The organism is Methanosarcina sp. WWM596, from assembly GCF_000969965.1.
In the GTDB taxonomy this organism is placed as follows: Archaea; Halobacteriota; Methanosarcinia; order Methanosarcinales; family Methanosarcinaceae; genus Methanosarcina.
Genome location: NZ_CP009503.1, coordinates 345,375 through 366,698, shown reverse-complemented (window position 1 = coordinate 366,698; position 21,324 = coordinate 345,375). Strand labels below are relative to the sequence as shown.

Here is a 21,324-nt window from a genome sequence, read left to right as displayed (position 1 = left end):
TTTGTTCTTCGTTTTTACCCTGTCTTCTTTACTAACCTTCTATTTTCCTGATTTTATTTCACTTATTCTTCGCCTTCAGAAAAGCAAATGCTCCAAGCCCTGCAAGTAAAACAGAGAGTATTTCAAATCCGGGCAGTACAGACTTCTCTTCTTCAAGTTCGGCCTTCACAGGCAGGGCTTTGTATGTATCATAATTGGAAATTGAAACTCCTATAAAAGCCGAATCGTTGGCATAATATTCCGCCAGGGTAGCAAAAAGGTTCTGTATTGAATACTTATCCTCAAAACCCTCTTCTACAGAAATTTCAATAATTCCTTTTGAGTTCACACCTCTTATTTCACCCATCTCAAGTGCAACCGCATCCACAATATCCGATTCGGAGATCAGGTCTTTCTTATCACGGTCATAAGCCCTGACAACAAAGAAATCTACCATATGAGCAATTTTTTCAACGTTTGATGCATCATAACCAGGAGGAAGACTTGCTGAAATGGACACATCTTCTCCGGCTTTCTTCCGGGCAGCCTCAAAAAGGGTTACATAATCCATACAGCCCTCTTCAGAATCGGAATTTAGAGAAGTTTTCATGTAGATGTTGATTCCATCAAAAGGTGCAAGCGACTTTTCGTTATAGTCAAGAATGGAATCCAGGTAAACCTGGGAGGTGTTCATAGCTCCTTCTTCCGTGCAGTTGAGTTCCTCAAAAAGCACTGCATGCACGATTATTCCTTCCTCATGAGCCATTTTTACAAAGCGCTCATACTGCCAGAAATCTTCACCATTCATGCTCAGGAAGATGGTATCGATTTTTGAAGAATCGAAATCCTTTGTAAGTCCAGGAAAATCGAACCTGTATGGAGAAGAGAGCTTAATTCCGGAAACATTGACACTGTACCTGGGAAACAGAGTTTCTGGAGCATTAGTCTCATTTTCATCCTGGTTCTCCTGTAGCTGCACCGGTGTTTCAGGGATTTCTTCGGGGGCTGAAACCTCAGAAACTGGAGTCTCAGTTTCAGTGGAAGTTATAGATTCGGAAATAGAATCAGATTCAGAAAGAATATTTTCTGAAGAGATTTCATCTTCAACCTGGTCCGAAGCGAACCTGACAGTTGGCTCGGGTTCTACAAATTTGCGGACAAACGCATAGTCTACAGCCATATAGCCTGTGTTCTTCGAAGCATCAGAGTAAGAAGCGGCATAAAGATAAACATGCATAGGGAGGTTCGTAACGTAATCGTTTGAAGCGTAGTCCATCTTTGGATCCCGAACTCCGTTCTTAAACCAGGCGATATTGCGGGTATCGTTTTCTTCGTACCAGGCAATTCCCGAGGTGTACCATTCCCCTTCAGGAATGCGGACATTGGTTAGATCAAAAGAGTTAAACCTTTCCTTCCTGTAAGACGTCTCCCAACGCACACGGCTCTCATTGGCAAATTCGGTCTCGTGCTTAATCTCGTTTTTCCTGCTGTTAATCTGATCTATGAAACCCTGTCTCAGCAGAGGACCTCTCTCATCTTTTCCTGTAGTAACCTTCATTCTTTTGACCACGAACATGGAATTAATGTCAAAACTGTCTTTGCTGTAGATAAGGGAGGAGTCATAAGCATGAACCTTAGGAGCTGATACATTACAGATTCCATTTTTGACTTCAACCAGACCCCCACCTGCACTTTCAGCGTTCCATTCAAGCCTCTGGAGTTTATCTCCCTCAAAGCCATCAAAAAATTCGAAGGTATTTTCTCCGTTACTCACTGCCTCAGCCGCCGGATTTCCACACTTTATAAGAAGCGTGATACTTCTGTTTGCAGGAAGGAAGGGGATTCTGACCCAGAGAAGAGCTTTTTCGGCTTCCGGGTCCCAGGTTTCAATCCAGTAGTTGAGTGTTCGTCCTCCGGAAAAGAAGCGAAGGTCAGAACCATCCGTTTTTGCCTGTGAGAAATTAAAGTTAGAAGAATCCAGGTTGATAGGAACCTGATAACCTGTTAGATTTGTTCCGGAATTTTCAGTAATTACGATCTCCTGAGAATAGGCTTCCGTATCATTAATTGCAGATATAGCCCATAGATCATTCGCTGTAGCCAGAGCAAAGCCTGTGATCAAAACCAGGAAAAAAATAGAAATAATCCCACATGTGAGTAGTCTCTTTTTCATTTTTAGTAGCCTCTTTTAAGCCCTTTTATCAAACACGATAAAAAAATACTATTCAGACATTATCAAGACCATAAAAGAAATTATTTATTTTACATACTTATTAACCCAAAAACAATAAACCTTTTCATAAAGACCTGCCCAGAATAATAAAAAAATAATAATAATAATTTATATAAAAATTGAGTGAGAGAGCAGAAAAAGAGTCCGAAACGGTAATAAAGAATCTTTACAATTACATTTTCCAATGACGCTTCTATCCAGCAATGAACTGAAAAAACTTATACAGGCAAACCCTCCTTTGCTTGAAAATGCAATTGATATCAAAACCCAGATACAGCCAAACGGGCTTGAGCTCACCCTGAAGGAGATAAAAACAATCGAAGGTGCAGGAGCTGTTGACTTTGACAACTCTGAAAGGGAAGTTCCCGAAGCAAAAACCCTGGAATTCGGGAGCGAGGGGTGGATTCACCTTCCGAAGGGGATATATAAAGTACTATTTAACGAGATAGTAAATATCCCCATGAACCTGGCTGCAATTGCAAAACCGAGATCAAGCCTTATTCGCTGCGGAGCAACCCTTGAAACCGCGGTATGGGATGCGGGATACAGGGGACGCAGCGAATCTATGCTTGTAGTTTACAACTCAGCGGGCTTCAGGCTGAAGAAAAACGCCAGGATCATGCAGCTCCTTTTCTACACCCTTAACAGCGAAGTAGAAGAAGGTTATTCCGGAGTCTACCAAAACGAAAATACAAAATGAGCTTTCTGAGAAAAGCAACAACCCTTTGAAGGCCTGAAAAAGACATGTTTTGAAAATATATAGACAAAGTATATATTATTAGATGGTATATCACAACCTATGAGTACAATAGGGAAATCCGTAAGGATGGAACGTATTTTCAACAGAAACACAGGTAACGCCATTATAATTCCCATGGACCATGGAGTTGGTGCTGGTCCCATTAACGGGCTTACAAACCTTCAGGACGCTGTAAATAAGGTTGCCGAAGGTGGAGCTAATGCCGTACTCGGGCACATGGGACTTGCCAAACACGGGCACAGAGGATACGGGCACGATGTTGGCCTGATAATCCACCTCTCTGCTTCAACCTCCCTTGCTCTTGACCCGAACCATAAGGTTCTTGTAACGACGGTGGAAGAAGCCATAAAAGTCGGAGCTGACTGTGTATCTGTCCATATAAACATAGGAGCTGAAGACGAATATGAAATGCTGCAAGGGCTCGGCTATGTTGCAGGAAAATGTGATGAATGGGGAATCCCTCTCCTTGCGATGATGTATCCGCGCGGGAAAAAGGTCCGTTCCGAATACGACGTGGATGTAGTAAAACATGCAGCCAGAATCGGAGCTGAGCTAGGGGCAGACATTGTCAAAACAAACTACACCGGAAGCCCTGAAACTTTTAAAGAGGTTGTAGAAGGATGCCCCGTACCTGTGATTATTGCAGGCGGTCCCAAGATGGGGTCAGAAAAGGAACTGCTGGAAATGATCGAAGGTTCCCTTGAAGCAGGTGGTCGTGGCGTTGCAATCGGAAGAAACGTCTTCCAGGCAGAAGATCCCACAGGTCTTGTACGGAGAATTGCAAAAGTTGTCCACGAAGGTATGACTGCAGAAGACGTGACAAAAATGGGCAGCAAGGCCTGAAACCCAGACGTTTAAAGGAAGTAAGAAAATCAAATTGCGGGCGGCCGCCCCAACCTAAAAAGACTGTCCGACAATTACTATCAGTAATAAATAACAGTTGTCTATTGTTAAACTGGAACTTTTTAATTTTATTAAATTTGCATTAAATTCATTATTTTTTTTCAACAGAAAAAGTTCCATTTATTTCTATTTCCACATCCAATTAGCCCGTTTTTAATTGAATAAATCCATATTTTCCTTAAATTAGCTGCAGTACATACTAAATATATCTTCAACATTTTCTGTTGCCGTCTTAGTTGCCTCTTTTTTTCGGGGATGTATGGGTTCAATTCCTTATCATTCAAGTAATGTATGTTTTCTCCACTACAATATCCACTATCTGCACATATTTTTGTGCCTTCTTTCAACAAACCACAATTTTTTTCCATTTTATATTTCCATGTAAAAATGACTGACTTTTCGTTAACCTGATCTATATATTGACCAATTCTTTCCCCTAACTCCTTTATTGAGTCAACTCTTATTCCTCTCAATACGCTTCTTGCCATTTTCCTGAAAAAACTTTCAATTATATTTAGCCATGAAGCATGTTTGGGTGTGAATACAAATTCAAATTTATTAAGAACGGTTTTCAGGTATTCTCGAGTTTCTATTGATGTATGTATTTTGTGATTATCCATCAAAACTTTGATCTTTTTTTCACCGTAGGAAATAATCACTGATTCAATTTCTTCTTTGGTATGAAAGTACTGCGATTTGAAAATTACTTTCATTTATTTGTGCCTGTAATCTGAAGAATTTCATGTTTGTTTTTTTATATATTATCATTTAATTCATTAGCCTTTTTAATTCATTAGCCTCTTTATATGTAGCTAATACCCTGACTGCTTTTTGATCAAACTCCGGATCAACTTTAGCAATATAAGAGTTGATCTTATGTGGTTTTATGTTGCTTGCATTGAGAATTTTTGAAATTGTCCCCTGATTTATCTTCGATAAATCAGAATGTCCTTCTTTGATACAATTCTTACGGATATGTTTGGCAAGAAGTCTCTGCATCCAGATTTCATGAGGATAACCAAGATTTTTTGGCTTCATACGTGCAAGTGAAATTACAAAAGCCCGTGATTCGGCACTAATGTCTTGAGGTCTTCCACTTCTGGATTTATCTATTAAACCTTCTTTAACCCCTAAATCTAAAACCCTTTTGATCCATTTTCTTACAGTTTTGTAATCTACTTTTAACTCTCTGGATATTTCGGTGTCGTTTTTTCCATGATAGCTTAAAAGTATGATTTTAGATCTTTCGACAGTGCTTGCTGCTTGATTTCTAGAGTGGCTGAGCTTGATAAGATAGTCTAAATCTTTTTGAGTGAATGATAATTTGGGACGACGGCTTATACGAGGCATAAGGAAGTTTATTGAATGATTAATATAATTATTTTATGGATATATATTAGAATCTATGCACTAGATATCAGAGACTCTCTGGAACCACATTAGAAATATGTCCAGAAACATATTGGAGATATATCCGGGACAATATTGACCCTGTTAGAAACCTCAATCAAAAAAGGTAGATATGAGACTCCTAACAATGGGAAACTTTTAGTTGTCAAAATGAACTTCCTACCCACTAAAAGATAATCAGATCAGAGCTCTGTTATTGTAGACGCCAGGAAAAGAATATTTGTTTACCTGTAGTTTCCAGTGGAAATTATGGGGTTTCATATTTCTGCAGGAAAAGACAAAAACATGAGATTGAGATATTTCGAGAGAGTTAATGGAAATAACATCCGGATGGATTAAAAGAGTATGAGGGACAGTGGAATTCAAACAGGATAGAGGAGACCTGGCGAAGAGAAAACGATTGAATAAGGGATATGTACCCGGAAAAGGAATGATACTGATCTAAGATAAGAGATCAGTACAGAGTTAAAGAAAAAATAAAATAAAAGAGACCTGTGCAAAATATGAATATTCTCGAAAGTTCAGTATCCCAGAAGGACTCCTATTAGCATAAAACCATATCCGAAAAAAGTAAAAGAAAAATTTCCTTTTGTATAAGTGAAATCCCAAAAATGAGAGAAGAAGTATATAGAAAACGAAGAAAAGACACATAAAAGAATTAAAATAAAGGTCGTAAAAAAATTGATTTGCAAATAATTCCAGTGGAAACAATGGGGGCCCTGTTTGAAGAAAAATAAGAAATTGAAAAACTCTAAAAAAGGGTTTGAGAACCTATAAAAAGGGAAAAGAGACCTCAAAACAGCAAAAATAAAAAGCTCGAGTACGGGGCCCGGAAAAGATTAATGATCCAGACCAAAAATGCATTCTATGAAATTATGCCTGGATCAGAAGTTATACATGAATCAGAAGTCTACAAATGGAACAAGGTCACAGCCTGTACATTTAAGACACATCGTCGTTGCAAACCTGGGGTCAAGCCCGTATTTCTCCAGGATTTCAGCCTCCATTTTCGCAAGCTTTAAAAGGCGCTCAGAAGACGGGCGTTCGGTAAAACAGTCTCCGGACCTGAGAGGATGAGGGTTTACCGGGCGAAGGACGGGAATTACTCCTATCTTTGCAAGGGTCTCGACTCCTTCCCGGACAGAAGCGTCACTCTCCCCAAGCCCGATTATAAAATTGCTGAAGACCCTGTTTTTTCCAAAAATTTCTACAGCTTCTTTAAGCCTGTCCAGAATGTAGTCAAGGGAAAGGTCCCCACAGACTTTCTGGAAAATATCTCTGTCCATGGTTTCAACATTGTATTTGACTTCGGCAACTCCGGCATCATAGAATTTGCGGGAACAGCCCTCGGTCGGATACACCGAAACTCCTATAGGAACATTGTATTTTTTGAGAGCGGGAAGCAACTTGAGCACACGCTCAACTTCCCCTTCGACCGATATTTCAACTCCGGAAGTAAGAGAGATGGCTTTAAGGGTCCCTGCCTTCATCACATCGTCCACTATGTTCAGGACTTCCTCTTCGCCCTTGACATGCCCCTGAAGTTTGGGCACAGGGCAGTACTTGCAGTCAAAGATGCACCTCTCACAGAGCGTAATGAAAGCCTGCTCAGGACAATGAGCAAGGGCAGGCTCAAGTTTTCCCCTGGCAAGTTCTTTTCCTTCATGTAAAAGCGCAACTGTTCCGTCTTCTCCTGCGGCTTCGATGGAAAGCGGAGAGTTCTTATTTACACTGAGTCGGACTCGCTTTTTCCCTGAACTGAAAAAGACGGAGCTGGTACCTGCCCCTGGACCTGCAGTAGAACCTCGCGCCCTTGGAATAAGCGAAGGGTCCACAGAAACTGAACCTATTGAGATAAGAAAAGCTTTTAATTCCGGCGTAATTTGCGTGCCTTGCATTTGGATATTCCTCAAAAGAACTATTTTTTCCTGTAGTTCCGGTCTGTTTTTCATCATCATCAGATACTATATAACTTCTTCTGAAAACATAATTAAAACAGTCTGAAGCCATCTTTGAAATAAGGAAGATTCTTTTCGTTAGACATTAATTGATTTTATCTGGATGGAAAAAAAGCCATTTCTTCCCAAGAAAAGTAAAATAAACATATATAAATAAAATAAATGCTATGTAAAACTTGAAATAAATCGAGGAGGACTAAGAGTTATGTTGAAGAAATGGTTTGCAGTACTTGTAATACTCATATGTGCCATTTTTGCTGCTTCCTCAGGATGCAGTGAAAACAGTGAAGAGGACACGAATGCTCCTGAAGAGTCGGTTGAAGTAACCGAAGAAGAGGCTTCTGCAGAGGAGGCAGAAGAAGAAGTTAAAGTAGAAATGGTATCCACCGGAGACTCCAGCGACTGGTGTTCTGTAGGTTCTTCCTGGAAGTCAACAAACCCCCAGACAGGCGAGGAAGTAATAATGAAGATCACAGGGACCGAAAACATTGATGGAGTCCCGATGTGCAAAGCCGTTTATGAGACAAACCTTGAAGATGAAGACTTCTCCAAAATTGAATATTTATGGTCCGAAAATGGAGAAACCTATTTCTGGACTGCTTATGACACTTCAGGAGAAATAATTTCCGAGATGAGTATGAAAGATGGCAAAATGAAAATCGTTGATGAAGAAGGAAATGTAATGGAATATTCCGCGGGGCAATAAGATAAGAGGCCGTCAATTCTGCTGGATTTTCCAGCAATTCCGATTTTTATTTCAGCAATTCTGATTTTTATTTCAGCAATTCTGATTTTTATTTCAGCAATTCTGATTTTTATTTCAGCAATTCTGATTTTTATATCAGCAATTCCGATTTTTATTTCAGCAATTCAGTTTTTTCTTGAAAATTCTGTACCTATAATTATTATATACCCGCTCGGTTCCCGGGTGTCCTATATTAATGTATCTTCCACTTTTTACGACAAACAGAGAATTTACATCCTTGCCTGTTAGCTATCTGCATTTTAAACCGAATATTATAATGAATTTTTCAACGCTTTTTTTGCAGGATGGAAAAATCTGTGTTCATGCCAGAATATCCTTAAAATCAGATGAAAATATTGCATAAAATCAGATGAAAATATGATAAAAAGAAAGTGTATGATTCTGAGTTATCAGGAGCTTTAACGAGATTATAATGGTTATATAATATTATACCAGGGGGTTAAAATTAAAATGATGCAATAATAATTTATGCATAAAATAACATTATGTGTTACATATAATTACAAAAGTATTATATACCTGAAGTACATAGTACAATTTGCGTTCTCATCCCTTCAATACCCCACATTAGTACAAAAGATACTCCGCAAGTAAAGGGATAAAGAAAAATTAAATTAAAAACTCACAACCCATGAGTCCAATACCTCAGTATCTCTTCCCAGAAAAAAATAAAAGCATCTCTTAAAGCCGTTTGGAACTTCCAGGTTTTTGGATGGGAACGCAATACTATTTTTCAGAAAATTTTTACAACAGAGAGTAGTTTGTGGGTGCTCTCAAGAATTACTCTTATTGTTTCCAAATTACGGCAAACATTATTTTTATGATCTCTTCCCCGCCCTGCGTGACGCCTGGACCTGCTTGAGTACAGTGAAATAAAAAATAAACCAAGGATATTGCATTGATTTCCGATTATACAGGTCATCTTTAAAAAATTAGGTACCCTTAAACCGAGAGTTCTGAAAACAAAATCAAAATAATTATATATTTACCCCCCTGAATTTTAAAAGGTAGTTTTTACAGCAAAGGAGAGCATTAACGATGGAAGAAATAGATGAGATTGACCTTTTTCTGGATTCACAGGTAAAAAACGAAAAAGAACTGATGCAGGAAAAATGTGAAAAGACTTACAATGCAGCATCCAACCAGATTCGCAGGGATATGATGCGAACGGTTTGTTTTCTCGGAAAAAGTAAAGAAGAGCTTCTTAAAGAAACTGGCCTTGATGAAGCTGCTTTAAGGTTTCACGCTGAAATTCTAATAAATGCTGATTTTCTCTTTCAAGATGAAAAGGGCGTTTACAGGCTGACTGAACTCGGGCTGAAAATACTTCCCAAACTATGAAAGTTTTCAGCCTGCTGTCAGGTTTGGTTAATGTAATGTCCGGTTATTTACTGATTTTCATCAGTTTTAATAAACGCCTCTGTTAAGAGGCTTCCTTTTTGGTATTGGAAAATGGCATATTTCCTGGATAAAAGGATTTGCCAATTTTATATATAGGAGAAAATATATGGTAGTTGTCAGCCCGATACATAATATTTTTTCAGAATAATAAGGACCGGAAAAACATGAAAGTCATGATCATAGGAGGTTTTCTCGGAAGCGGGAAAACAACCGCAATTCAGAAAATCAGCAGGCAGCTTATCGATGCCGGAAAAAGAACTGCGATTATCGTAAATGAAATTGGAGAAATAGGGCTTGACGGAGAAACCCTCAAAAGCCCGGGAATTATAACTGAAGAATTAACAAGCGGCTGTATCTGCTGCACACTCAGAATCAGTATGCAATACACTCTTCAGACCCTTGAAGAAGAGTTCAAGCCCGATGTTGTGATTATCGAACCAACAGGAATTGCTTTTCCAGGACAGATAAGGGAAGAAATCGAACTTATGGGGCTCTCCAAACTGTCTTTTGCTCCGATTGTGACCATAGTAGACCCCGGGCGTTTTGGCACAGAAACAAAAGAAATTCCAAGATTTATCGAGACACAGGTAAAGGAAGCTGAAATCCTCGGGATAAACAAAACAGACATAGCACCTGCAGAAATAATCCTGGCAACAGAACAGATGCTTACCGAACTGAACCCTGGAGCAAAAATCCTGAAGTTTTCGGCAAAATTAGAAGATGAACAATTTGAAAATCTGCTCATCCATCTTGCAGTCGCCGGGATTGGGAAGCCTCCTCAAGAAAAGAAAAATTCAATTGAACATTCGGAAGTCTCGGCTCACTCGGTTATTTTTACCCTCACATCCTGTAATCTTAACCCTGAAAAAAGCAGGCTACTTATCGAAGAGAGCCTTCAAACCATAAGGGACAGATTAAAGGAAATTAACCCTGATTTTGTAGGACATGTTAAACTTTCCCTGAAACTCCCGGACTTCATGATCAAGGGCAGTGTGACTTCTTCAGAAGAAGCTCCACAGGTGGAATTTACCTCTCGTAAAAATGAAAAGCTCGAACTCAGGCTGCTTTCCGCAATTACAAAGGTCCCGAAAGACAGGCTCACAGGAATAGTAGAGAGCACACTTGAAGAGAAACTGAAGGAATCAAACGCCTCTTTTGAGAAAAAGAAACAGCATCATGGCACGCTTACAGAAATAAAAGGGCTCATAAAAAAGAAGTAAAAAACCGAATAGAAAAACACCGATTTCATTATTAGATCGAAATTTTAGGCAGTGTCACGAATTTGCTGTAAATTCGAAGCCGTGTTTTTGTGCACTGTGTATAAATCAATTCTTCCGATATGGAATTTTCTATCCAATAACTTATTGATATTTGTGATATTACAGAAAAATCGGTACACTTTCATATTTTAAAAAGTCCGGCTTCAATCAGTAAAGAAAAATCAAATATTAGAAAAACTAAGAGATTAAAGGACAAAAAGTGGAGTTTCAATATGCATGATGAAATTGACGAACTTGATGTTTATTTTGCCTCGAAGGGAGAAACTACCGAAGGAGAAGCTGTCAAGCTGGAACATATGATGATGGAAAAGGTTTCCGTAAACCCTGCAAGAAGGAAACTTCTCCGAACAGTTGGCATCTTTGGGAAAAATGAAAAACAGCTAAAGGAAGAGTCAGGATTAAACGATTTCTTCTTTAAGTTTCATATGGATTTCCTGCTCAAAGAAGGATTCCTCAAGTTTGAAGAGGGAATGTATCGCCTTACGGATCCAGGAATTGCAATGCACGATTCCGTATGTTAAAAAGCCTATTTTCTAATATTCCTTCTTCTATTATTCCTTCTTCTATTTCTTTATTCTTTTTATGCATTTTCAAGAACATAAAATTAGGAAGCTTGAGCCTTAGCTCATTCCGATTCCAGAAAATTGCTTTTTGCTAAAAAGCGATAAGTTTTTATGTTTGTCTGAGTAATGGCGTTATGACCAAATTTTTCGATATTCTATGGAAGTTTCAAAAACGTACCGATCTAATTTCCAGGTACATATCGAGCAAATAAATAGGAGTGTGAAAAAATATGCCAGCAATAGTTAATGCAGATGAATGTTCTGGATGCGGAACCTGTGTCGATGAATGCCCCTCTGAGGCAATTACCCTCGACGAAGAAAAGGGAATTGCAGTAGTCGACCAGGACGAATGTGTAGAGTGCGGTGCATGTGAAGAAGCATGCCCGAACCAGGCAATCAAAGTAGAAGAGTAAAAACAGACAGCATGGAATAAATTTTTTATTCCATTTTTCTTTTTCCTTTTTATCAGATTATTTTTTATCTCTACGGAGGTAGCTTTTTAAATGGTAGCAGTTAAAGCGGGTATTTTAGGCGCCACTGGTGCTGTAGGGCAAAGATTTGTAGAAGCACTAGCAAACCATCCATGGTTTGAGATTACAGCCCTTGCAGCGTCCGAAAGAAGCGCTGGCAAAACGTATCGAGAAGCGGCAGGGTGGAGGCTGGATACAGCCATGCCGGAAAGTGTCGAAAACATAGAGGTTGTTCCTGTAGACCCAAAAGCCGTTGATGCGGATGTGGTCTTTTCGGCTCTTCCTGCAGACCTTGCCCTTACAGTGGAACCCGAGTTTGCAAAAGTCGGGTTTGCAGTTGCAAGCAATGCATCATCCTACAGGATGGAAAAAGATATCCCTCTTGTAATTCCGGAAGTAAACCCCGAACACCTGGGACTCATTGAGGTCCAGCAGGACGCAAGGGGCTGGGACGGATACATAATTACAAACCCAAACTGCTCCACAATTGTCATGACAGTTACCTTAAAGCCCCTGATGAAGTTCGGACTCGAAACAGTACAGGTGGCAACAATGCAGGCGATTTCCGGGGCAGGTTTTTCCGGAGTTTCAGCCATGGCAATCTGTGACAATGTAATCCCCTATATAGGAAGCGAAGAAAAGAAAATGGAAACTGAAACCTTAAAGCTCCTCGGGGAATTTAATGGCTCAGAAATCGTGCCTGCGGATATGAAGGTCAGTGCTTCCTGTCACAGGGTCCCTGTAATCGATGGGCACACGGAAGCTATCTGGGCAGGTATGAGGGATAAACCCACCCCTGAAGAGGTAAGGGAAGCTTTCCTCAAATTCGACCCGAAACTTGGAGAACTCCCCTCAGAACCGCGTAACGCTCTGATAGTTCGGGACGAAATTGACAGACCTCAGCCGCGCCTTGACCGCAATATGGGAAAAGGCATGAGTGTTTCTGTGGGCAGAATCAGAGAAGGCATCCGCTACATCGCGATGGGACACAATACAATCCGCGGAGCTGCAGGTGCAAGTGTCCTTAATGCAGAACTCCTGCACTCGATGGGAAAACTCTGAAAATAAAGATAGAAATAGAAGTGAAAAGTAAAAATCTAAAAGCTTCAGACATTTACTTTTCTCCTTTACTTTTACGGAATTCGTTTTACGGGATTGGATATTTTATTAATCACAGCAACACGATTTGTCTGTTTTTACTTTACATCATATCCTTTTAGAGTTTTCAGGAAAAGAAGAGTTTTCTTGCAATCTCTTCTGCCCTGCGCATGACGTCTCGAACAGGCACTCCACTTACTTTTGCAATCTTTTTGCAATCCTCAAACTCCGCAGAGATATTGAGCAGGACCCCTTCAGAATCCCTGGCAATCTTAACCGCGGTTTCAAACTCCTGACCTTCAAGCTCTACTGTTATCCTTTCGAGGTTTCGGGCAGCCATGAGCCTGTGCCGCACAGGCATAACCCTAACTCCAAGAGACCCTGTTTCAATGATGATCTTCCGTGCGAGTTTTGCGCTGTCTTCAGGCTTTGCAATGACCTTGATAATATGGGCAGGCCTCCCTTTTTTCATGGTTACAGGAATAATCGCAACATCCCTGGCTCCCATCGTGAGCAGTTCCTCAAAAAGGTTGCCCAGGACTTCCCCGCTTACATCGTCGGCATTGGTCTCAAGAACCTCAATAATATCCTGAATAAGGTGAGCATCAGGTTCAAGAAGCACTCCCTGGAGCATATTGGGGCCCGGAAGCTCAGCATCTCCTGCCCCATATCCAACAGCAATTGCCCTGCCCTGAGGAAAAGCCTCAACGGGTTTTGCAAAGTGAGAGAGAATAGCAGCCCCTGTAGGGGTCAGCAGTTCCTTATTCACGTTTCCTCCCCTGAAATAGAGTTTCCCTTTTCTGAGAATCTCAAGGGTTGCAGGAGCTGGCACAGGAAGAGTCCCATGGGCACATTCTATTGTTCCACCGCCCACATTGATAGGGGTGCAGTAAACCGAGGAACAGTTAAGGGAATGGATAGCTACAGAAGAGCCTATTACATCAGCAAGGGCATCGCTCTGCCCCACCTCATGAAAGTGGAGTTTTTCAAGATCAGGTTGCCCATGGACTGAGGCTTCGGCTTCAGCCATTTTCAAAAAGATGTCAAGAGCGCTTGCCTCCACCTTCTGAGGCAGTTTTGCAGATTTTAAAAGGTCCACGATTTCAGGATATGTCCGGACATGTTCTTTTTCGGGCACGTTTATGTGGACATCCAGGGCTTTTATTCCCTTTTTCACCACTTCCCTTATATCCATGGATACGGGCGCTGAAGCTTCAACCAATTCTTTTACTGTTTTCCTGTCCGCTCCGAGGTCGAGAGTACATGCCAGAATCATATCCCCGGCTGCCCCTGAAAAGGGATTAAAGACCAGTGTTTTCATAAAGTATCACCCTGAATTCTGCTCTGAAAATATCTACAGTTACTCTTCCTGTCCTTCTTTTTGTTTTTCTGCAGGGCCTTCATCCTGTTCCGGGTCTTCAGTATATTCCCTTTTTCCGGCCGCTACAGCAATCATATTGGCGATCCTGGCTGCATAAGCCCCTGCAACAAATCCCGCATCAATGTTTACCACTGCAAGTACAGAACAGGACTGAAGCATTGACAATAGGGCTGCTTTTCCTCCGCCGCCTGCCCCGTAACCAGTGGATACGGGAAGCCCTATTACCGGCACATCAACAAGCCCGGAAACAATAGTTGGAAGTGTTCCTTCCCTTCCGGCTGCAACAACGATTGCTCCGGGGTTCCTGAGTTTGAGTTTCTGGAGTGCAGGGATCAGCCTGTGGATGCCAGCAACCCCAACATCATAAACAGCAACGGTTTCACAGCCCATTTCAGAAGCAATAACCCTGGCTTCTTCTGCAGCAGGGATATCTGCAGTGCCTGCGGATATGACCCCAATGACCCCTCCGGTACCTGGGGCAGGTGTGCCGTCGTGGATAACCACTGTACGTGCCCGGCTGTTCCATTCGAGTCTGTCCTCGGGAAACACTGCCCTCAAGGCATTAAGGTGTTGGGGGGAGACACGCGTGATAAGAGCTCTTTTACTTTGTTTTACCATAACCCTGGCGATCTCTACTACATCTTCAGGTTCCTTGCAATCGGCAAGAATAGCTTCGATTATTCCAGTCCTGCTTTTCCGATGGGAATCAAGTTTTGCAATGTTCGAATAACTAACAAAACCCAGACTACGGACCTGCTGTTCTGCAGATTCAATATCGATATTTCCTTCTTTGACAGATTTTAATATATTAGTAAGATCCATGCGCCACCCTTGGTCAAAAAGAATTGAATGTTTTAGCAATAAAATTGAATGTTTTAGCAATAAAAAGCTTAAACACCATGTAACTAGACAATAATTATTAGTTTGGAGGCTTTTTAGAGTTTCGTGCCATACTCATATAGGCTTGAGTTATAATTATTTGGGTTATTACTCTGCTATTTAAGGTAAAAATTCAAAATTCTAAAGCTGGATGAGTATGGTTAACCGAACCTGAAGATCAGAAGCGGAAAATGGAGATATTGTTTAATCATTCGATAAAAATCAACTTAAACAATATCTTCATTTTATCTTTTAAGCATTTCAAATTTGTCTTACTTTTAAGTCCGCTTAAACATCTCTTTTGCCATGGCAACCCTCATCTCCAGATCAGGCCCTTCAAGTTCTTCTGAAACGGATTCAAGAATCGTTGGTATATCAAGGTGTTGGGGACATTTTTCAAGGCACTGTCCGCACTGCACGCACTGGGAAGCAAATCCGGGCTTTCCGCCGGATAAGGTGCCACTCAGCCCTACTGCATACATGAACTTTGCCTCGTCTGCATTGCCGAACATATGAAGGTTGTTGTATGCATCGAAACAGGCTGGAATATCCACTCCTTCCGGACAGGGCATACAATAGCGGCATCCTGTACAGCCTGCTTTCATGATTTCGCGGTATTTTTGCTCCACTTTCTTTACCAGCTGCAATTCAGTTTCAGTTAGAGAATTTGGATATGCTTTATCTGCTACCGCAAGGTTCTCTTCAATGTGAGTCTCCTCATTCATCCCTGAGAGGACAACTGTTACTTCAGGGTGGTTCCATACCCAGCGAAGAGCCCACTCTGAAGGCGTATGTTTCTCCTTTGCTTCGCCCCATATTTCCTCTATAGCAGGAGGCACCATCTTTGCAAGGTTGCCTCCACGCAGAGGTTCCATAATGATGACTCCAAGACTTTTTGAAGCTGCATACTCAAGCCCTTCTGTGCCTGCCTGATTCTTTTCGTCCAGGAAATTGTACTGAATCTGGCAGAAGTCCCAGTCGTACCCATCCACTATCCTCCTGAAGTCTTCTCCCGAACCGTGGAAGGAAAAGCCGGCATTGTTGATCCGACCGTCAGCCTTTGCTTTATCAAGAAAATCGGCCACTCCGAGCTTTTCGATCCTGTCCCATAAGGATCCTACAAGCGCGTGTATGAGATAATAATCGACGTGGTCTGTTTTGAGTTTTTCCAGCTGAGCGTTCAGGAACTCATCCATATCCTCCCTGCTCTCTATAAGCCAGGAAGGAAGCTTTGTTGCGAGATTCACTTTTTCACGGTATCCGTCTGCAAGGGCACGACCTAGGAAAGGCTCACTCTCTCCCATGTGATATGGCCAGGCCGTATCAACATAGTTTACTCCCTGGTCGATTGCATAACGTACCTGCTTAGTGGCTCTTTCTTCATCTATACTACCATCTTCTATTAAGGGAAGTCGCATGCATCCAAATCCAAGTATTGAAAGTTCGTCTCCATTTTTAGGCATTTTTCTGTACAGCATTTTTAGTTCTCCGGAATTGTTGAATTGTGGAATTGTTGAATTGTTGAATTGTTGAATTGTGGAATTGTTGAATTATTGAATTATGGAATTGTTGAATTGATTAACTTGACCCTGACCGATCTTTTATCGACAGCTTATTTTTGCGAGAGATCGGTAGTTATCAACGAGATGTGATTGACCAATCACTCATGGAATGAGTGAAAAAAAATTAGTTTTTAGCCAGACCTCTCCAGATAATCTGGAATCCGTCTTCTAAAACCTTGTTTTCATCCAGCAAGGGATCTGAATCAAGGATAAGGTTCACTACCGCCCTGCTACTCTGATAAAACATTGCAATGGTAAGCTCCGCGGAAAAGTCTCTGATCGCTCCTGTTTTTATTCCTTCATCCACAAGCTTATGGAGAAAGACATACTCTTTCATTACTTCTTCACGCGTAAATTTTGTTATGTAAGGGGATGAACAGAACTGACCGACAAAAAGGAATTCCTCCTGATTGTTTACCCCCCATTTGACTAAATTTGACCATATTGTTCTTAATTTATCTTGAAATGTATTCTGTGCCTCAATTTCTTTCCCCATGCTTTGACTTAATTGCCCTTTTACTTCAAAATACAGGCTGTTTATAAGATCTTCCTTTGTAGGGAAGTAATTGAAAAGGGTGCCTGTGGCTACACCTGCATCTTTTGATATTTGTGCAGTGGAGGTGCCGTGGAAACCTCTTTCAGTAAAAAGTTTCAGGGCAGCATCCATTATGGCTGTTCTTTTGTCTTTGATTAGTTCTTTCATGAATAATCTCTATTATTGACTGATTAGTCAGTTATGTAGAGAAATTGCATCGTCATATAAATACATTGCGGCGATTTTTACCTCTGAGGCGGGAAGTCCCCTTCCTCGGAGCGTAAGCGACAGGTGGAGGATGAAAGCCGTCAACTTCTACAAAACAAAAGTAATATAATTATTCATACTTATAATTGCATCAATATAGCAATAACTATGCAGAATAAACTGGATCTTAGAAGCCATTCTTCCCATTCACCCCATTATTATTTCGTTCAATGCATGAAATATAGAAGAAAAGCTCTAACGAATCCTTTAGTTGTTGATTTTCTTAAAACTAAAATCCATAACATAAGTGAAGCATTTGATGTTGAATACTAAAATAGATACAATCAAATCCAGAAGAGATCATTGTAAAAAGGGAAGCAATAGATGGAATCGACTGCACAAAACATATAGAAAGATGGAAGTAAAGAAGTCTAATTAGATAAAAGATTTTCAACATAAGCTTTCCAAAACTATGATTGTGAACACCAGAGCCAATACAATAATTGTTGGTGATCTTAATGTAAAAAATATGGCTCAATCAAAGAAAGTAAATGGAAAAAGAAAATGGAAAAAGAAAACGTTCTCAGAATAGATCAACTCAGAATCAAGGATATCTTTCTTGGTTCATCGAATTCTTGACAACCCAAAATCAAGGATACCTTTCTCGTTTCATCGAATTCTTGACCTACAAAGCAGAGCTTACAGGTAAAAGAGTAATAAGAATTGATGAAGCTTATACCTCAAAGGAGTGCTGTATCTGTGGAAAATGACAGGAAATGCTTATTTGGGAAAGAATTATGAAATATGATTGCGGAAACGTTATTGATATAGATAGAAATAGTGCTATCAACATCATGAAACGGTTCTTATCACAGAATGCTTTGTGGATGGGCTATCAGAAATTTTCTGATAATCTTCGACAAACAGGATTACAGATGGATACTTGCATTATGCAAATATCCAGGTGACGTAATTACTCGAAGGAAGTTCCGTCCTCGCTTTCATCAGAAAGCAGGGTGGGGTAGTTCACACGCCCAACCAAGTATTATAGTAGATATTTGGCAAATAGTAGATATTTGGCAACTATACTATAAGAAAACGGACAATTTATGATACTATCTTTCACGATAAAAATTTTCCAGAATAAGAAAGGCTTTTGGGAAAAGAGCCCTTACTCCGAAAAAAGGAAAAAACAGGCTTTAATTCCTTCAGTAGGTTTTCGTCTTATCTTTACAGTATAGTTTTTTCGAAACAGGGAACAGAGACTCACTGCCCAGTTCCATACCACAATCATTGAAATTGACAGTAAAGTCTTTTATGCCTTTCAGGGCCCTTTCTTCAATCAATTCCTTAATTTCGTACATGGAAAGCTTCAGGCCAGCTTCCCTTACCCGGCTTGCCAGTTCCTTCAACTCTTCGTACTCCACACGGGCAGAAAGGGGCTTTTGCTCTTTTCCTATAACTATTTTTATATCAATATCTCCTTCCCAGAGAAGCAGACCATTTTCGTCCCTGAAAGAAAGGCAAAGCTTCCTCAGCTCGTAGTCAAAGGGATAATGCTCGGTCTTCAAAAGCCTGACCCCTAGAGTACCGGTTTCCAGGGCCATGAACTCGGCAAGTTTCTCAAAGTTCCTCTCCTCACTGTCGATAAGGAAAACATATTCACTCCGACCTTTCTTTGTAAGGGCAGGTATTACATGTACGTTTTTAGCTCCAAGTTTCATCAATTCTTCGATCAGGTACGGGACCTGATCGCAGGTGATATTGTCAATGTTAGTCATTAACAACAAAAGGAAACCTCCCGTTGAATTCCATAACGTAAAAAGGCAGAGGTGGAAATGGAGTAAAAGCCTGTAACTTAAATCATTTCTTCTCTGCCCAGAGTCGTTCAATGCATTATTTTGTGGATAAGCCGGTTTTCAGCTTAGGATGGTACTCAAACGCATTTCGTAGAATCCATTATCCGAACTGCAAGTTTTGCAACTTCCAGAGCTTTTTCCCGGGCTCCGGGAATTGCAGCCGAACCGCCCTTTCCGCCTTTTTCAGCCAGTTTTGCAGCTTCTTTTGGCTCAAGTGCCTTCATTGCAGCGGCAACAGCTGCAGGTACGGTGATGTTGATAATTGAATGCCCGGAAAGCTGCAATTCAGAGACAGGAATGGCCGCCAGAGGAATGATTTCAAGAAGGTCCTTCTTGTCGTTGAAAATTGCATCAGGAATCACTTTCTGCCCAAGCCCCTTGAGTTCAAAGGTCTTACCGTCAATGGTCAATTTTACGTCTGCATCCGTGTCAAAACCATAGTAAGCGTTCGTGAAGGGATGGTTCCTGCGGGCTCCACCGACCAGTTTTGTGATTTCGATCTTAAGCTCATGCCCGGTCATGGCTCCTAGCATTGCCGCAGCCCGAGTTTCAATAGTGGTCTTCCTTTCAAGGTCGAGTTCTCGGACAACCTCTTCTACAGACTTGCCGGCATTTATATCCTCATAAGCCTTCTGTGCCCGGCGGTAGATTGCAGCCGAGCGAACCCCTTCAGTTCCAAGGATCATAGCACGAGTAATCAAGCCTCTACGGACCTGCTCGGTCTTCCTGGAGATGGTGTTAAGGGCAACTGCAGCAATTTCAGGATCAAGCCACTCGTTCTTCTTCACCTCTGCAATGACATCGGCTGCCTGTTCTACATTGCCTCCGTATTTGATCAGAGCCCTGAGGGTAATGATAGTGTCTGCAGTCATGTGCCCTAGAGGGGGCATGATAGGCCCGCCCGAAAAACCTGCTCCGATTTCAACCGATTCCTTAAAGGCACAGAGCATTTCCCCAAAAGACATCATCCCAACAACTGTGGGAGCTCCGATGTCTTTTAAGAGGACACCCAGATCCCCCACAATTCTGGCAGAGTCGTATTCCTCATCCGTTCCGCGTATGTGGAGTTTTTCCGGGATGCCGGCAACTTCACATGCAGCTTTTCCTGAAAGATAGGCGCTGTTAACATCAAAGAAGCCCCCATATTCCTCCCCAACAAAAGCATCAGGGTGGACTATTTCCAGAGCTGCGGCAGACCCTATAATTGCACAGATAATCGGGCTTGCAGAAACCCCTGCCCCCCAGTAAGCCTGCATCATGGCTTCTGTCCCTATCCTTGCAGCATTCATAGCCACTTCTGGAAAGCCGATGTCTTCTCCAAGGGTGTTATGCCCATACAGAGGACCCCCTGCAACCCCGAGAGGAATTTTTCTCCCATCAATTCTGGTCAGTTTGCCCTCTGCCATGGCGCTATAAATCGCCTGAACTGCCGCAAAACCCGATACTTTGTTATTGGACTTGGGAGTGGGAATGGCTATAACCCCTGTCCTATCGGCTCCTGCAATCATACGGGCAAGTGCCCCTATCTTCCGGTTCCCTGCAGGTACTCCAGCCTGGGCATTGGAACCTGCAAAGTAGCATATTGTAGCTGCAAAAAGGGCCGCATTTGCGGGACATGCTCCGGCTTCTTCTGCGGCTTCAATACCTTTTTTGAGTACGTGATCAATTTCCAGGCTGCCACTGTCTTCATCAGTAAGCTTGATATTCGCACCCCGGAAAAGCTCTGTAGCAATAGCGTTTGCGGCACACATAGCGCCTATATTTGTCATTCCATGTCCTTTGGTAAGGGCTTCTATTCGATCGTTTGTAAGATTCTGGAGATCTGAAACTGAGGCCATTACTGCAGCACAGACTTCTTTATTCAAGATATATTGCCTCCTCTTTAAAATATAAATATATTAATACCCCACAATAGTTCAAATGTTTTTATGTAAATAGTTATGCATTAACACTGTTATCACAAAGAAAAAAATCCAAATATATATGAGGCGAGATCTAAAACATGTCAAATTGATCTCGATATTCATTATGAACATTGGAAAAAATGAGATGAAAAAAAACCCTCCGAAACCCTGCCACA

At 41.3% G+C, this 21,324-nt stretch carries 17 protein-coding genes and 2 pseudogenes; 9 read left to right on the top strand and 10 right to left on the bottom strand.

Going from position 1 to position 21,324, the window contains the following annotated elements; genetic code table 11:
• Nucleotides 1-58 precede the first annotated feature (58 nt).
• The gene (locus MSWHS_RS01645; protein WP_048125472.1) at nucleotides 59-2,152 is read right to left on the bottom strand and encodes a DUF2341 domain-containing protein; all 2,094 of its coding nucleotides are present in this window, start codon (nucleotides 2,150-2,152) and stop codon (nucleotides 59-61) included.
• Between the two features lie 244 nt (nucleotides 2,153-2,396).
• On the opposite strand from MSWHS_RS01645, the gene MSWHS_RS01640 reads away from it, so the two are divergent.
• Together MSWHS_RS01640 and MSWHS_RS01635 are read left to right on the top strand one after the other, a co-directional pair.
• Nucleotides 2,397-2,912: a deoxyuridine 5'-triphosphate nucleotidohydrolase gene (locus MSWHS_RS01640; RefSeq protein WP_048125469.1), complete on the top strand. Its 516-nt coding sequence runs from the start codon at nucleotides 2,397-2,399 to the stop codon at nucleotides 2,910-2,912.
• Nucleotides 2,913-3,011: 99 nt separating this feature from the next.
• Entirely contained in the window at nucleotides 3,012-3,815 is an 804-nt protein-coding gene (locus MSWHS_RS01635) for a 2-amino-3,7-dideoxy-D-threo-hept-6-ulosonate synthase (protein WP_048125466.1), read from the top strand.
• Between the two features lie 264 nt (nucleotides 3,816-4,079).
• On the opposite strand, the pseudogene MSWHS_RS20800 reads toward MSWHS_RS01635, so the two are convergent.
• The 3 genes and pseudogenes from MSWHS_RS20800 to MSWHS_RS01620 all read right to left on the bottom strand — a co-directional run.
• Nucleotides 4,080-4,243, bottom strand: a pseudogene (locus MSWHS_RS20800) (IS5/IS1182 family transposase); the annotation flags it as partial.
• Nucleotides 4,238-5,225: pseudogene (locus tag MSWHS_RS18755) on the bottom strand (transposase); the annotation flags it as partial. The pseudogenes MSWHS_RS20800 and MSWHS_RS18755, both read right to left, overlap by 6 nt.
• A gap of 962 nt (nucleotides 5,226-6,187) precedes the next feature.
• Nucleotides 6,188-7,183, bottom strand: a complete 996-nt coding sequence (locus MSWHS_RS01620; RefSeq protein ID WP_048159528.1) for a radical SAM protein — start codon at nucleotides 7,181-7,183, stop codon at nucleotides 6,188-6,190.
• Nucleotides 7,184-7,448: 265 nt separating this feature from the next.
• On the opposite strand from MSWHS_RS01620, the gene MSWHS_RS01615 reads away from it, so the two are divergent.
• The 6 genes from MSWHS_RS01615 (at nucleotide 7,449) to asd (ending at nucleotide 12,785) form a co-directional block, all read left to right on the top strand.
• Nucleotides 7,449-7,949 (top strand): hypothetical protein, encoded by a 501-nt coding sequence (locus MSWHS_RS01615; protein ID WP_048158686.1) that lies wholly within the window; start codon nucleotides 7,449-7,451, stop codon nucleotides 7,947-7,949.
• A 1,098-nt stretch (nucleotides 7,950-9,047) separates the two neighbouring features.
• Nucleotides 9,048-9,350, top strand: coding sequence for a hypothetical protein (locus tag MSWHS_RS01610; RefSeq protein WP_048125460.1), 303 nt, complete (start codon nucleotides 9,048-9,050; stop codon nucleotides 9,348-9,350).
• A gap of 224 nt (nucleotides 9,351-9,574) precedes the next feature.
• Nucleotides 9,575-10,630: a GTP-binding protein gene (locus MSWHS_RS01605; protein ID WP_048125458.1), complete on the top strand. Its 1,056-nt coding sequence runs from the start codon at nucleotides 9,575-9,577 to the stop codon at nucleotides 10,628-10,630.
• Between the two features lie 272 nt (nucleotides 10,631-10,902).
• Nucleotides 10,903-11,211, top strand: coding sequence for a hypothetical protein (locus MSWHS_RS01600; protein WP_048158685.1), 309 nt, complete (start codon nucleotides 10,903-10,905; stop codon nucleotides 11,209-11,211).
• A gap of 272 nt (nucleotides 11,212-11,483) precedes the next feature.
• Nucleotides 11,484-11,666: a 4Fe-4S binding protein gene (locus MSWHS_RS01595; protein ID WP_048125454.1), complete on the top strand. Its 183-nt coding sequence runs from the start codon at nucleotides 11,484-11,486 to the stop codon at nucleotides 11,664-11,666.
• A gap of 90 nt (nucleotides 11,667-11,756) precedes the next feature.
• Nucleotides 11,757-12,785: an aspartate-semialdehyde dehydrogenase gene (asd, locus tag MSWHS_RS01590; protein ID WP_048125452.1), complete on the top strand. Its 1,029-nt coding sequence runs from the start codon at nucleotides 11,757-11,759 to the stop codon at nucleotides 12,783-12,785.
• Between the two features lie 163 nt (nucleotides 12,786-12,948).
• Here asd and larC (MSWHS_RS01585) read toward each other — a convergent pair whose 3' ends face one another.
• The 4 genes from larC (MSWHS_RS01585) to MSWHS_RS01570 all read right to left on the bottom strand — a co-directional run bounded on the left by larC (MSWHS_RS01585) (nucleotide 12,949) and on the right by MSWHS_RS01570 (nucleotide 17,346).
• Nucleotides 12,949-14,142 (bottom strand): nickel pincer cofactor biosynthesis protein LarC, encoded by a 1,194-nt coding sequence (larC, locus tag MSWHS_RS01585; protein ID WP_048158684.1) that lies wholly within the window; start codon nucleotides 14,140-14,142, stop codon nucleotides 12,949-12,951.
• 39 nt (nucleotides 14,143-14,181) lie between these two features.
• Nucleotides 14,182-15,024 (bottom strand): nickel pincer cofactor biosynthesis protein LarB, encoded by an 843-nt coding sequence (gene larB / locus MSWHS_RS01580; RefSeq protein WP_048158683.1) that lies wholly within the window; start codon nucleotides 15,022-15,024, stop codon nucleotides 14,182-14,184.
• 335 nt (nucleotides 15,025-15,359) lie between these two features.
• Nucleotides 15,360-16,559, bottom strand: a complete 1,200-nt coding sequence (locus MSWHS_RS01575) for an aldo/keto reductase (protein ID WP_048125447.1) — start codon at nucleotides 16,557-16,559, stop codon at nucleotides 15,360-15,362.
• A 208-nt stretch (nucleotides 16,560-16,767) separates the two neighbouring features.
• The gene (locus tag MSWHS_RS01570) at nucleotides 16,768-17,346 is read right to left on the bottom strand and encodes a TetR/AcrR family transcriptional regulator (protein WP_048125445.1); all 579 of its coding nucleotides are present in this window, start codon (nucleotides 17,344-17,346) and stop codon (nucleotides 16,768-16,770) included.
• 719 nt (nucleotides 17,347-18,065) lie between these two features.
• Between MSWHS_RS01570 and MSWHS_RS21135 the strand changes: the two genes are divergently transcribed.
• On the top strand, nucleotides 18,066-18,155 hold the full coding sequence (locus tag MSWHS_RS21135; RefSeq protein ID WP_231585531.1) for a transposase: 90 nt from the start codon (nucleotides 18,066-18,068) through the stop codon (nucleotides 18,153-18,155).
• Nucleotides 18,156-18,593: 438 nt separating this feature from the next.
• Here MSWHS_RS21135 and larC (MSWHS_RS01560) read toward each other — a convergent pair whose 3' ends face one another.
• The gene (gene larC / locus MSWHS_RS01560) at nucleotides 18,594-19,166 is read right to left on the bottom strand and encodes a nickel insertion protein (protein ID WP_231585696.1); all 573 of its coding nucleotides are present in this window, start codon (nucleotides 19,164-19,166) and stop codon (nucleotides 18,594-18,596) included.
• 155 nt (nucleotides 19,167-19,321) lie between these two features.
• Nucleotides 19,322-21,109: a hypothetical protein gene (locus tag MSWHS_RS01555; RefSeq protein ID WP_048125440.1), complete on the bottom strand. Its 1,788-nt coding sequence runs from the start codon at nucleotides 21,107-21,109 to the stop codon at nucleotides 19,322-19,324.
• Nucleotides 21,110-21,324 lie beyond the last annotated feature (215 nt).

Excerpts from the sequence above, each read along its gene's own strand:
- larC (WP_231585696.1), bottom strand. The coding sequence starts at position 19,166 with ATGACTAACATTGACAATATCACCTGCGATCAGGTCCCGTACCTGATC.
- MSWHS_RS01595 (WP_048125454.1), top strand. The coding sequence starts at position 11,484 with ATGCCAGCAATAGTTAATGCAGATGAATGTTCTGGATGCGGAACCTGT.
- MSWHS_RS01640 (WP_048125469.1), top strand. The coding sequence starts at position 2,397 with ATGACGCTTCTATCCAGCAATGAACTGAAAAAACTTATACAGGCAAAC.
- MSWHS_RS01600 (WP_048158685.1), top strand. The coding sequence starts at position 10,903 with ATGCATGATGAAATTGACGAACTTGATGTTTATTTTGCCTCGAAGGGA.
- MSWHS_RS01610 (WP_048125460.1), top strand. The coding sequence starts at position 9,048 with ATGGAAGAAATAGATGAGATTGACCTTTTTCTGGATTCACAGGTAAAA.
- larC (WP_048158684.1), bottom strand. The coding sequence starts at position 14,142 with ATGAAAACACTGGTCTTTAATCCCTTTTCAGGGGCAGCCGGGGATATG.
- MSWHS_RS01570 (WP_048125445.1), bottom strand. The coding sequence starts at position 17,346 with ATGAAAGAACTAATCAAAGACAAAAGAACAGCCATAATGGATGCTGCC.
- MSWHS_RS01615 (WP_048158686.1), top strand. The coding sequence starts at position 7,449 with ATGTTGAAGAAATGGTTTGCAGTACTTGTAATACTCATATGTGCCATT.
- asd (WP_048125452.1), top strand. The coding sequence starts at position 11,757 with ATGGTAGCAGTTAAAGCGGGTATTTTAGGCGCCACTGGTGCTGTAGGG.
- MSWHS_RS01575 (WP_048125447.1), bottom strand. The coding sequence starts at position 16,559 with ATGCTGTACAGAAAAATGCCTAAAAATGGAGACGAACTTTCAATACTT.
- MSWHS_RS01635 (WP_048125466.1), top strand. The coding sequence starts at position 3,012 with ATGAGTACAATAGGGAAATCCGTAAGGATGGAACGTATTTTCAACAGA.
- larB (WP_048158683.1), bottom strand. The coding sequence starts at position 15,024 with ATGGATCTTACTAATATATTAAAATCTGTCAAAGAAGGAAATATCGAT.
- MSWHS_RS01645 (WP_048125472.1), bottom strand. The coding sequence starts at position 2,152 with ATGAAAAAGAGACTACTCACATGTGGGATTATTTCTATTTTTTTCCTG.
- MSWHS_RS01605 (WP_048125458.1), top strand. The coding sequence starts at position 9,575 with ATGAAAGTCATGATCATAGGAGGTTTTCTCGGAAGCGGGAAAACAACC.
- MSWHS_RS01620 (WP_048159528.1), bottom strand. The coding sequence starts at position 7,183 with ATGCAAGGCACGCAAATTACGCCGGAATTAAAAGCTTTTCTTATCTCA.